At 72.1% G+C, this 12,264-nt stretch carries 9 protein-coding genes; 6 read left to right on the top strand and 3 right to left on the bottom strand.

Annotated elements, in window-relative coordinates; all coding sequences use genetic code 11:
* Positions 1–1,002: 1,002 nt before the first annotated feature.
* Complete coding sequence (locus tag AC2XR2_RS10900) at positions 1,003–1,848, bottom strand: DUF4184 family protein (protein WP_491514920.1); 846 nt, start codon at positions 1,846–1,848, stop codon at positions 1,003–1,005.
* A gap of 308 nt (positions 1,849–2,156) precedes the next feature.
* On the opposite strand from AC2XR2_RS10900, the gene AC2XR2_RS10895 reads away from it, so the two are divergent.
* The 3 genes from AC2XR2_RS10895 (at position 2,157) to pgfA (ending at position 5,191) form a co-directional block, all read left to right on the top strand.
* Positions 2,157–3,902: a lytic transglycosylase domain-containing protein gene (locus AC2XR2_RS10895; RefSeq protein ID WP_491514919.1), complete on the top strand. Its 1,746-nt coding sequence runs from the start codon at positions 2,157–2,159 to the stop codon at positions 3,900–3,902.
* Between the two features lie 149 nt (positions 3,903–4,051).
* Complete coding sequence (locus AC2XR2_RS10890; protein ID WP_123760070.1) at positions 4,052–4,186, top strand: SPW_0924 family protein; 135 nt, start codon at positions 4,052–4,054, stop codon at positions 4,184–4,186.
* Between the two features lie 21 nt (positions 4,187–4,207).
* Positions 4,208–5,191, top strand: coding sequence for a cell envelope lipid trafficking protein PgfA (gene pgfA, locus AC2XR2_RS10885; protein ID WP_449348990.1), 984 nt, complete (start codon positions 4,208–4,210; stop codon positions 5,189–5,191).
* Here pgfA and hrpB read toward each other — a convergent pair.
* The gene (gene hrpB, locus AC2XR2_RS10880; protein WP_491514918.1) at positions 5,181–7,706 is read right to left on the bottom strand and encodes an ATP-dependent helicase HrpB; all 2,526 of its coding nucleotides are present in this window, start codon (positions 7,704–7,706) and stop codon (positions 5,181–5,183) included. The genes pgfA and hrpB overlap by 11 nt on opposite strands.
* Before the next feature lie 39 nt (positions 7,707–7,745).
* Positions 7,746–8,582 carry a class I SAM-dependent methyltransferase gene (locus AC2XR2_RS10875; RefSeq protein ID WP_491518432.1) on the bottom strand — a complete coding sequence of 279 codons (837 nt, stop codon included), beginning with the start codon at positions 8,580–8,582 and terminating at the stop codon, positions 7,746–7,748.
* Positions 8,583–8,949: 367 nt separating this feature from the next.
* Here AC2XR2_RS10875 and rpsA point away from each other — a divergent pair, with 367 nt between their 5' ends.
* From rpsA to coaE, 3 genes are all read left to right on the top strand, one after another.
* A complete protein-coding gene (gene rpsA / locus AC2XR2_RS10870; RefSeq protein WP_123760066.1) occupies positions 8,950–10,446 on the top strand; it encodes a 30S ribosomal protein S1 in 1,497 nt (498 codons plus the stop codon).
* Positions 10,447–10,643: 197 nt separating this feature from the next.
* Positions 10,644–11,582 (top strand): PAC2 family protein, encoded by a 939-nt coding sequence (locus AC2XR2_RS10865; protein WP_330267619.1) that lies wholly within the window; start codon positions 10,644–10,646, stop codon positions 11,580–11,582.
* Positions 11,583–11,613: 31 nt separating this feature from the next.
* Entirely contained in the window at positions 11,614–12,231 is a 618-nt protein-coding gene (gene coaE, locus AC2XR2_RS10860) for a dephospho-CoA kinase (protein WP_449348988.1), read from the top strand.
* Positions 12,232–12,264: the final 33 nt, after the last annotated feature.

Raw genomic sequence — 12,264 nt, 5'->3', positions numbered from 1 at the left:
TCCGGCGGTTGGGCCGTATTTGTCCGCGGGGTGGGTGGGGGCGGGCGTTTTGCGCAGTTCCCCGCGCCCCTGGGGGCCTGCGGCGGCCCGTTGCTGTCCGGTGGGGGCGGGTGTAGCGCGTTTCGTTCGGTGGGTGGGTCGGTGCCGGGGTGGGGGGTATCCGTCCTCGGTCCGGCGGTTCGGTCACTTATGAGGGGCCCTGTAACGGACGCCGGCCGCTGCGGGCGGACACCCCCCACCCCGTCCCCTTCGCGCCGTCGGCGGCCAACGGTCGGTGGGGGCGGACGCGGGCGGCCAATGGTCCGTAAGGGCGGGCGCGGAGGCGGGCGGCCAACGGTCCGCGGCGGCGGGCGTAGGCGGCTGACGGTCCCGTCGTGGCGCAGGTCAACTGCAACCCCCTAGGGGCGCGGGGAATTGCGCGACCAGCCACGACGCACCCGCACCCGCCCGACGACAGAACCCGGCACCCCCGTAGGCGCCCGGCACCAGCCCAGCGCAGCGGGGGCGCGGGGAACTGCGCGACCAGCCACAACGCACCCGCACCCGCCCGACGACCTGCCCCGGCACCCCCTTAGGCGCCCGGCTCAAGCCCAGCGCACACCGCACCCGCAGCCGCCCAACAACAGAACCCGGCACCCCCACAGGCGCACACGTCACCCGCCTGGACTCCACATCGCGCCCCCTCACCGACCCCCGGCCAGGATGCGCTCATGGGTATACGCATGCTTCACCGCCGGACGGCACCCGTACAGGTGTGCGTCGAGCAGGCCCCGTACTCCCTGCGGCCCCCGGTGCCGGCCCACGCGGTCGGTGCGAGCACTGCCCGTGTTCCTGTCGGCCTCACGGCACGCCTGCGGCGGCGTCTTCGCCGAGGGCAAGGGGAGCCCTTGCCGCGTCGGCTCCGCGAGCTGGCTCTCCGTTATCTCGCGCTCGCTCTCACCCTGCTGCCCCGGTCCCGGCCCGTGCCCGCCATGACGGTGTTCGTCGCGGCGGAGGGGGCCGTCAGCGGGGGAGCGGGAGCTCGGCCTCCCGCGGAGCATCCCGTGTCGGGGCCGGGCGGCGCAGTCTGACGAACGCGGTGTAGAGCAGGAGACCCGGCACCAGCCCGGCGCCCGCTCCGAAGCACAGCGTCGGGATCAGTTCCCAGGGTTTCGCGGTGGAGCCCCAGTACGCCCACCACCGCACGGCCCGTTGCAGCGCGCCCACCGTCACACAGCCCCCGATCACGGCCAGCGCCCACCACCGGTCCCGCAGGGAAAGGGCCGGGACACCCATGGGGGCGGCCGATACAGGCAGGCGGCGCAGGGCGCGTACGCAGAACGCCGCTATGGCCAGTGCCGCCACCGCCGAACTGCCGTACTGGAGGTACCAGTACAGGGGGAAGCCGGCCACGGTCCGGTCCAGGGCCGGGAAGAGCCGTAGACCCCACCGGTCGTGATGGGTGAACGCGTCCCACACGACATGGGTGAGGGCTCCCAGCGCGGCGCAGATGTACCAGCGGGCGGCCAGGGCCGGGCTCAGCCGCGCGTGGGGGGTTCCGCAGCGCAGCAGGGTCGCCGGAGCGGACTGCCGGGCGCGGGGCAGCAGGGCCACCAGTGGCTCGCGCAGGAGCAGCCAGAGGCCCACCAGGGTCCAGGCGATCAGTACGTCCACGGTGAAGACGCCCGGGAGGGAGTGCGTGAACGTGCCGAACTCCATCGCCCCGGACAGGGCACTTGCCGCGAAATAGGTCATGTCGGGTGCGAAGGTTCCGGCCACGAGGACGGCCGGAACCAGTCCGCCCCGACCGGTCCCGTCGGGGCGCAGTGCGGGCAGTGCCGCCGCCGCGTGGCTCAGGGTGAACGGCAACGGGGCTCCTCACGACGGGTGTTGGCGGGGTGGCGGTGCGGGTGATCGCTTCCGTTCAGTATGGGTGACGCGGCCGGCCATCGATCGAACATGGCCAACCGGTGAATATCGGGCACGAACCGGTGTCCGTGGAAAGCAAGTTGTCGTAGGGTCACACGGGTCGCCGTGCCGGGGAGCTCGGTCGAACGTGCGAATCAGGAATTGCCGCGCGTCACAGGGGCAACCTCCAGGGTGGTTCGACCGTCACAACTGGACGAGAGCGACAGACGGAGACGGGCGTTCGGGCGTCCACAGGAGGGGTTCACTTTATGGCGGCGCAATTCGGCAGGAGGCTGGCCAAAGGGGCGACGACCACCGCCGTGGCAGCACTCGCGGTCGCGGCACTGTCCGCCTCCCAGGCTCCCGGGGTGACGGCCGACGACAACGGCAGATCGACCGCCGCCGGTGCCGAGGCCTCTCCTGACCCGACCGCCGGGAACGGCGCGACCGGCAACTCGCCGTACTACACGGACCTGCCGCCGCTGAACACCCCGAGCCCCGCGCCGACCGACGGCAGCACCCCTTCCCTCTCCCCGGTGGAGAGCGAGGCGGGCATACCCGCGACGGTCCTGGCCGCCTACAAGAAGGCCGCGGCCGAACTCCAGCGGTCCAAGCCCGGCTGCAACCTGCCCTGGCAGCTGCTCGCCGCCATCGGCCAGGTCGAGTCGGGCCAGGCCCGCGGCGGCCGCGTCGACGCCGACGGCACCACGACCTCCAAGATCCTCGGCCCGCAGCTCGACGGCAACGGCTTCGCGCTCATCAAGGACACCGACAACGGTGCCTACGACGGCGACACGGCCTACGACTCGGCCGTCGGACCCATGCAGTTCATCCCGTCCACCTGGGCGTGGGCCGGCCGCGACGGCAACGGCGACGGGGTGAAGGACCCGAACAACATCTACGACGCCTCCCTCGCCGCGGGGCACTACCTGTGCCGCAACAACTGGGACCTCGCGACCAGCGGCGGCCTGGAAGACGCGATCCTCAGCTACAACCCCTCGCGGCACTACCTGAACACGGTCCTGTCGTGGCTGGAGTACTACCGCAAGGGCACCCACGAGATCCCCGACGGCACCGGCACCGTCCCGGGCAACCGCAGCGACGGCAGCACCGGCGGCTCGACCCCCTCGGCGCCCTCGACGTCGACCCCGGGCACCACCTCGCCGAGCGCGCCCGGCACCGGCCCGACGAAGCCGAAGCCGCCCGCGACTCCGCCCTCGACCACCCCGCCCCCGTCGGGCGGCCCCACCACCCCGCCGTCGACGCCTCCCGTCACGCCCACCCAGTCGGTGGACCACCTGGAGGACTCGGGCACCGCGAAGCTCACCGCCATGGCCGGCGACGCGTTCGGCGACAAGATCAGCACCCGGGCCGAGAACGCCGCGGGCATGGGCGTCCCCAAGGTGCGGATCCGCTTCACGATCGTCGGCGACACCGACGCCACCTTCGCCGGCGGCGAGAAGGTCGCCACCGCGCTCACCGGCGCCTCCGGCGTGGCCACCGCGCCCGCGCTCCAGGCCGGCGAGACCACCGGCACCTTCACGGTCCGCACGAGCCTCATCGGCCGTACGGTCACCGCCCCCGACTACACGGCCACCGTCACCCAGCGCGTCGCCGACACCCTGGTCCGCACCACGACCACGGACCTGACCTGCGTCCCGAGCGGTCAGTTCGCCGACGCGGTCCAGGTGAAGGCCACCTACAAGGGCGCGGTCGCCGACAAGGTCGCCGCCACCGCCACCCTGATCAAGTCGGCCGACGACGCCACCGAGAACGACAAGGGCCCCTACTTCAAGGACGCCGACGGCAAGACCGTCCGCACCCTGACGGGCCTGACGACGGACGCCGACGGTCTGCTGAAGCTGCCGCAGCTCTACTCCGACGACACCACCGGCACCTTCCTGCTCCGCATCACCACCGCGGGCGGCGCCACCCTCGACGTGACCCTGACCGTGGTGGCGCCCGCCACGGACACCTCCGCGAGCCCCTCGCCCAGCCCGAGCGCGAGTTCGTAACCGGCACCGGACCCACCCCGGAGGGCGTCCTTTCCGCTTCGGCGGACAGGGCGCCCTCCGTCCGTGTGCGACCTGTTCTCATCTCGCCCGGGCGTTGCTACGGTGCCGGACCTGACGATGTATCAGTTCCCGTCCGCAGGGAGGCAGACATGCGCGCCCTGATCGCCGCCACGACCGGTCTCGTCCTGGCGTTCGCGCTGATCCTCGCGATCACCGCCATGGGGCAGCAGACGGGCGGGACATCACCCAAGCCCTTGCTGACGACAGTGCCCGCCCACCCCTAACCGTCCGCCCGGGAGGCCGAGATGCGCCGCAAGACCAGCCTGGTCCTGCTCGCCCTCGCCGTGTTCTTCGCGGCGCTGTCCCCGCTGCTGCGCTGGTACGCCTTCCCGCGCCTGGCCAAGATCCCCGCGAACCAGTACCAGGACATGGTCCTGGAGGCGAAGGACGCCACCCTCCTCGACTACGGCTCGATGACCGCGAAGAAGGTCCCGAAGGTCACCGTCGTGCAGACCCTCAAGGGCGATGTGGCGGCCTCCGAGAAGATCGAGAAGACGGCCGGCAAGGACGTCGTCGTCTGGGACGGGCTGTCCTACGTCCAGGGGCCCGACGGGAAGATGGTCTCCGAGATCCCGGAGCGCTACATCTTCGACGCCCACACCCAGGCCCCCGTCCACGCCCCCGGCGAGATGGTCGACGGCGACCCGGTCAAGCGCACCGGCATCGAGTTCAAGTGGCCCTTCCTGACGGAGAAACGCGACTACGAGTACTTCGACGCGCAGACCCGCACCACCAACCCCATCCACTACAAGGGCACCCAGACCTTCCGTGGTGTGGAGGTCTACTACTTCGAGCAGACCATCCCCTGGACCAAGGTGCCCTTCCCCAAGACCATGCCGGTCAAGGGCATCACCCCCGAGACCGTCGCCAAGACCGGCACCACCCGCTGGTACACCACGGTCCGCAAGTTCTGGGTCGAACCGCTCACCGGAGCCCCCGTCTACGGCGAGGAGATCCACAAGGAGGAGCTGCGCGGCGGCACCCTCCTCGGCGGCCGCGAGAAGGTCACCGCCTTCGCCGGGCACGTGAAGATGCGCGAGGACTACATCGAGCACACCGTCGACCTGGTGAAGTCCAACCGCCTGCTGGTCCTGCTGATGACGTCCTACCTCCCCTGGGGCTTCCTGACCCTGGGCGTCCTGCTCCTGGTCCTCGCCCTGTGGCTGGAGGCCCGAAGCCGCCGCCCGGCCCCGGCGAAGGCCGAGCAACCGCAGCCGGTCACCGCCTGAGCCGCGCGTTGGTGTGCCGCGTCGGCTCTGCGCCGGCCGGGTCCTCCGGCCACGGATGCTTCGGATAGCGGCCGCGCAACTCCGCCCGCACGCCCTTGTAGCCGTCCTTCCAGAACGACGCCAGGTCGGCCGTGACGGCCGCGGGGCGCCCGGCCGGGGAGAGCAGATGGACCACGAGGGGCACCCCGGCGACCCGCGGCGACTCCTGCAACCCGAACATCTCCTGCAACTTCACCGCGAGCACCGGCTGTTCGGGGTCCCCGTAGTCGATCCGGACTCTGGACCCGCTCGGTACGGCGATCCGCTCGGGCGCCAGCTCGTCCAGCCGCGCGGCCTCACCGGAGGCCCACGGCAGGAGTCTGTGGAGCGCCTCTCCGGCGTTCACGCGCGCGAGTTCGGCCCGCCGCCGGGCGCGGCTCAGTTCGGGCTCCAGCCACTCGTCCACGCGCGCGTGGAGCGCCTCGTCGGACACCTCCGGCCACGCGTCGCCGAGGTGGTGGTGCAGGAACGCGAGCCGCTGCCGCAGTACGTCCGCCTCGGGCGTCCACCGCAGCAGCCGTAGCCCCTCCTGACGCAGCCCCTCGACAAGCGCCTCGCGTACGAGGACGGGGTCGGCGTCGCGCAGCGGCCGCACCGCCAGCTCGATCGCCCCGAGCCGCTCCACCCGCCGCGCCACGACGTCCCCCTCGGCCCAGTGCACCTCCTGGCGCTCGGAGTACAGGGAGGCGGCCGCCGACCGGGCCGTGTCCTCGTCGATCACCGCGGCGAGCTGCACGCGCGCGTGGCCCTTGCCCACGGGCCGGTCCGCCACGGCCACGGCGATCCAGGGGGCGCCTTGGAGCGGGGAGCCGGCGGGGAGTTCGGCGCGGGTGCCGGAGGCCATGAGGTAGGAGCCGCCGTCCTTCCTGGCCACACGCTCGGGGAAGGCCAGGGCGGCCACCAGCCCGGCGACGCCGTCCTCGCCGGCGACCACCGGCCGGGTGCCACCAGGGGCGGGCGCGTCCGTGGACCCCGCCGCGACGGCCCGCAGCCGGCGCACTTCCGCCCGCCACCGCGCCGCGTAGGCGTCGCCGCCGCGCCGGGCGGTGCGCAGGGCGCCCACGAGGTCGTCCCCGTACTCCCGAGGCGCCTCCTCGCTCAGCAGCGCGACGACCTCGGCGGCCCGCTCGTCCCCGACCGAGGCGGCCGCGTCCAACAGTGCCCGCCCCACCCGCGGGTGCAACCCCAGCCGCGCCAGCCGGACGCCCCGCCGTGTGGCCCGTCCGGCCGGGTCCACCGCGTCCACCGCCGCGAGAGCGGCCCTCGCCGCCGCCATCGCCCCGCCCGGCGGCGGATCCAGCAGCGCCAGGCCGGAGGCGTCGGGATCGCCCCAGCAGGCCGCCTGGAGCGCGAACGCCGTCAGGTCGGCCACCTTGATCTCCGGGGCCGGGAAACGCGGCAGACGGGCATCCTCGGCCTCCGCCCAGCACCGGTACACCGCACCCGGCGCCTCCCGCCCGGCCCGCCCCGCCCGCTGCCGTCCGGCCGCCTGCGAGGCCCGCACGGTCGCCAGCGCGCTCAGCCCCCGCGCATGGTCCACGCGCGGCTCCCGCGCCAGCCCCGAGTCGACGACCACCCGCACCCCGGGCACGGTCAGGGACGACTCGGCCACCGAGGTCGCGAGGACCACCCGGCGCCGCTCCCCGCCCGTGAGCACCGCGTCCTGCACGGCGGCGGGCGCCCGGCCGTGCACCTGGAGCACCTCCACGTCCCCGAGGCCGCCCATCTGCCCGGCCACGCGCGCGATCTCGCCCACGCCGGGCAGGAAACACAGCACGTCCCCGTCCCGCTCGGACAGGGCCCGCCGTACGACCGACGCCACGTGCGCGAGCAGCGCGGGATCGACCCGCATGCCGTGCGGCGGCCGTACCGGACGGGCGGGCGGCGCCCAGACGACCTCCACCGGATGCGAGACGCCCGCCGCCTCGACCACGGGCGCGTCGCCCAGCAGCCGGGCCCAGCCCTGCGCGTCCGTCGTCGCGGAGGCCGCCAGCAGCCGCAGCTCCGGGCGCAGGGTCTGCCGTACGTCCCACAGGAAGGCCGCGGCCGTGTCCGCGTCCAGATGCCGCTCGTGGCACTCGTCGAGCACCACCACGTCGACGCCCGCCAGCTCCTGGTCGCGCTGGAGCCGCTGGAGCAGCACCCCCGTCGTCACGACCTCCACACGCGTGTGCCGCCCGACCACCCGCTCGCCGCGCACCGTGAACCCGACGCCCTCCCCGGGCTTCTCGCCGAGCAGCCACGCCATCCGCCGGGCGGCCGCGCGGGCGGCGATCCGGCGGGGCTCGGCGACGACGACCCTCCGCGCGGGCGCCTGCGGGTCCAGCAGACCGGCCAGGACCAGCGGGACGAGGGTCGTCTTGCCCGTGCCGGGCGGCGCCACCAGGACCGCCGTCCCGTGTCCCTCCAGGGCGTCGCCCAGCGCGGGCAGGGCACTGCGTACGGGAAGGGCGTCCAGGGCGTCGTAACGGATCACGCCCCTAGTGTCGTACGACCGCCCGGACGTCCGAGTCCGTCAGTCCCGCTCGCACACGAAGATCGCCGAGCCCGGGATCAGGTTGCCGCGCAGCGGGGACCAGCCGCCCCACTCCGAGGTGTTCCAGGCCGGCCACTCCGGCTCGACCAGGTCGACCAGGCGGAAGCCGCCGGCGACCACGTCACGGACCCGGTCGCCGATCGTGCGGTGGTGCTCGACGTACACCGCGTCGCCGTTCTCGTCCTGCTCGACGTAGGGCGTGCGGTCGAAGTAGGAGGCGGAGACCGAGAGGCCCTCGGGGCCCGGCTCGTCCGGGAAGGCCCAGCGGATCGGGTGCGTGACCGAGAAGACGAAACGGCCGCCCGGGCGCAGGACCCGGCGCACCTCCTTCAGGACCAGCACCGGGTCGGCGACGAACGGCAGCGCGCCGTACGCCGAGCACGCCAGGTCGAAGGAGCCGTCCGCGAAGGGCAGCGCCCCCGCGTCGGCGCACACCAGGGGGAAGGACGAGCCGATCCGCAGGGCGTGCTGGAGCTGGCGGTGGGAGATGTCGAGGGCGACCGGGCGGGCGCCCTGCGCCGCCAGCCAGCGCGCGCACTGGGCCGCGCCCGCGCCGATCTCCAGGACGTCCTTGCCCTTGAGGTCCTCGGGCGGGCCCAGCAGCTCGGCCTCCACCTCGTCGAGGCCCTCGGGGCCCCACACGAAGCGGTCGTCCCCGAGGAACGTGCCGTGCTCGACCTGGTACTCGTCCGCGTTGCGGTCCCACCAGCCCCGGTTCGCGCGGGCGCTCTCGGTGACGCCGGCGTCGCGCCGGGTGGCCTCCGACTCGGCGTCCGGCCCGGCCGCCTGCTGGTGTGATGCGGGCTCTTGGATGATCGGCTCCCTCGTCGTACTCTTCCGTCCAACCCGTCGCGGCGGCCGTCATAAATGGGACGCCGTCACGCGCGCGTGGCCTCGTGAGACAGGTTTTGTGCCGGGTATGCGGCGATCCGCCCCGGGTGTGCGCCTTCGCGCATTGACCCTGTCCGGCTGCCCCCGTATGCTACAAGTTGCGCTGCGGGCCTGCGCACCTCAGACGTAGCAGGCTGCGCTCGCATCTGTCGTATGTCCCCTCGGTTGTCGAGGCGCCATCACCGGATTCCGGTGGGGCGCTTCCTTGGCTGTCCGGCTTCTTCAGAGCGACACGGGCTCCCGGCGTAGCAGTACCTACGACTTCAATGTCCGTACCGGAGCCCTTTCCCACATGACGAGCAGCACCGAGACCACCGCCACCACCCCGCAGGTAGCGGTCAACGACATCGGTAACGAGGAAGCCTTCCTCGCCGCGATCGACGAGACGATCAAGTACTTCAACGACGGCGACATCGTCGACGGCGTCATCGTGAAGGTCGACCGGGACGAGGTCCTGCTCGACATCGGTTACAAGACCGAAGGTGTCATCCCGAGCCGCGAGCTCTCGATCAAGCACGACGTCGACCCCAACGAGGTCGTCGCCGTCGGTGACGAGATCGAGGCCCTGGTCCTCCAGAAGGAGGACAAGGAAGGCCGCCTGATCCTCTCGAAGAAGCGCGCCCAGTACGAGCGTGCCTGGGGCACCATCGAGAAGATCAAGGAAGAGGACGGCATCGTCACCGGTACCGTCATCGAGGTCGTCAAGGGTGGTCTCATCCTCGACATCGGCCTCCGCGGCTTCCTCCCGGCCTCCCTGGTCGAGATGCGCCGTGTCCGCGACCTCCAGCCCTACGTGGGCAAGGAGCTCGAGGCGAAGATCATCGAGCTGGACAAGAACCGCAACAACGTGGTCCTGTCCCGCCGTGCCTGGCTGGAGCAGACCCAGTCCGAGGTCCGCCAGACGTTCCTCACGACCCTCCAGAAGGGTCAGGTCCGTTCCGGCGTCGTCTCCTCGATCGTCAACTTCGGTGCCTTCGTGGACCTGGGTGGCGTCGACGGTCTGGTCCACGTCTCCGAGCTGTCCTGGAAGCACATCGACCACCCCTCCGAGGTTGTCGAGGTCGGCCAGGAAGTCACCGTCGAGGTCCTCGACGTCGACATGGACCGCGAGCGTGTCTCCCTGTCGCTGAAGGCGACCCAGGAAGACCCGTGGCAGCAGTTCGCGCGGACCCACCAGATCGGCCAGGTCGTGCCCGGCAAGGTCACGAAGCTGGTTCCGTTCGGTGCGTTCGTCCGCGTGGACGAGGGCATCGAGGGCCTGGTCCACATCTCCGAGCTGGCCGAGCGCCACGTGGAGATCCCGGAGCAGGTCGTCCAGGTCAACGACGAGATCTTCGTCAAGGTCATCGACATCGACCTCGAGCGTCGCCGGATCTCGCTGTCCCTGAAGCAGGCCAACGAGTCCTTCGGTTCGGACCCGGCCTCGGTCGAGTTCGACCCGACCCTGTACGGCATGGCCGCGTCCTACGACGACCAGGGCAACTACATCTACCCCGAGGGCTTCGACCCCGAGACCAACGACTGGCTCGAGGGCTTCGAGGCTCAGCGCGAGGTGTGGGAGAACCAGTACGCCGAGGCGCAGTCCCGCTTCGAGCAGCACCAGCAGCAGGTCATCAAGAGCCGCGAGGCCGACGCCGCTGCCGCGGCCGAGGGCGGCGACGCTGCGGGTGCGGCTCCGGCCGCGGGTGGTGGCTCGTACTCCTCCGAGGGTGCGGACACCTCCGGTGCGCTGGCTTCCGACGAGGCGCTTGCCGCGCTGCGGGAGAAGCTGGCGGGTGGGCAGAGCTGACGCCCACTGAGCAGTAGCTCTTGACTGAGGGGCCGTACCTTTCCGGGTGCGGTCCCTCAGTTTTTTGTCCGACGGCCGGTGGGGGTTGATCGCGCAGTTCCCCGCGCCCCTACGGGGCGCTATTTCACGGCACCCAGTGGGAATGCCGCTGTTCCAGGGCGTGTTGACATGGATGAACACGAGGAGGAGCGGTCACTGTGCTTGATCCGCAGGGTTTGTACGCATGGGAGCCCAAGGGCCTCGCCGTCGTCGACATGGCGCTCGCGCAGGAGTCGGCCGGCCTGGTCATGCTCTACCACTTCGACGGATACATCGACGCGGGCGAGACCGGCGACCAGATCGTCGACCGGCTGCTCGACACACTGCCGAACCAGGTCGTGGCCCGTTTCGACCACGACCGGCTCGTGGACTACCGCGCCCGCCGTCCGCTGCTCACCTTCAAGCGGGACCGCTGGACGGAGTACGAGGAGCCCACGATCGACGTGCGGCTCGTCCAGGACGCCACCGGCGCGCCCTTCCTACTGCTGTCGGGCCCGGAGCCGGACGTCGAGTGGGAGCGCTTCGCCGCCGCCGTCCAGCAGATCGTGGAGCGGCTCGGCGTACGGCTGTCCGTGAACTTCCACGGCATCCCCATGGGCGTGCCCCACACCCGGCCCGTCGGGCTCACCCCGCACGGCAACCGGCACGACCTCGTCCCCGGCCACCGCAGCCCCTTCGAGGAGGCACAGGTGCCCGGCAGCGCCGAGGCCCTCGTCGAGTACCGGCTCATGGAGGCCGGCCACGACGTCCTGGGCGTCGCGGCGCACGTGCCGCACTACATCGCCCGCTCGCCGTACCCGGACGCCGCCCTGACCGTCCTGGAGGCCATCACGGCCGCCACCGGCATGGTCCTGCCCGGCATCGCGCACGCCCTGCGCACCGACGCCCACCGCACCCAGACCGAGATCGACCGGCAGATCCAGGAGGGCGACGAGGACCTGGTCGCCCTGGTGCAGGGCCTCGAGCACCAGTACGACGCGGCGGCCGGCGCGGAGACCAGGGGCAACATGCTCGCCGAGCCGGTGGACATCCCGTCGGCGGACGAGATCGGGCTCGAGTTCGAGCGCTTCCTGGCGGAACGGGAAGGCGACAACTGACGCCCGGCGCCGAGCGTCTAGGCTTCCGGTCATGCTGAAGGTGGGCCTGACCGGCGGTATCGGCGCCGGCAAGAGCGAGGTGTCGAGGCTGCTCGTGGAGCACGGCGCCGTCCTGATCGACGCGGACCGCATCGCACGCGAGGTCGTCGCGCCGGGCACGCCCGGCCTGGCGGCCGTCGTGGAGGCCTTCGGCGAGGGCGTACTCGCCGAGGACGGCGGCCTCGACCGGCCGAAACTGGGCTCCATCGTCTTCGCCGACCCGGACCGGCTCGCCGTACTGAACTCGATCGTGCACCCCCTGGTGGGCGCCCGGTCCCGGGAGCTGGAGTCCGCCGCGGCCGAGGACGCCGTCGTCGTCCACGACGTCCCGCTGCTCGCGGAGAACTCCCTCGCCCCGCTCTACGACCTCGTGGTCGTCGTCGACGCGAGCCCGGAGACCCAGCTCGACCGGCTCGTCCGGCTGCGCGGCATGACCGAACAGGACGCACGCGCGCGGATGGCCGCCCAGGCGACGCGCGAGAAGCGCCTGGAGATCGCGGACATCGTGATCGACAACGACGTACCCCTCGACGACCTGCACCGACGCGTGCGGGAGGTGTGGGACGACCTCGTCCGACGGGCGCGCGCGTCCCGGCCGTCACAGGAATAGCGTGACCCGGTCCGGGCGTTGAACCCTTCCAGT

The sequence above is a fragment of the Streptomyces sp. LS-MS-L19 genome (assembly GCF_058382285.1).
The sequence above is the reverse complement of the archived record's forward strand: the minus strand, read 5'-3'. Positions and strand labels throughout refer to the sequence as shown.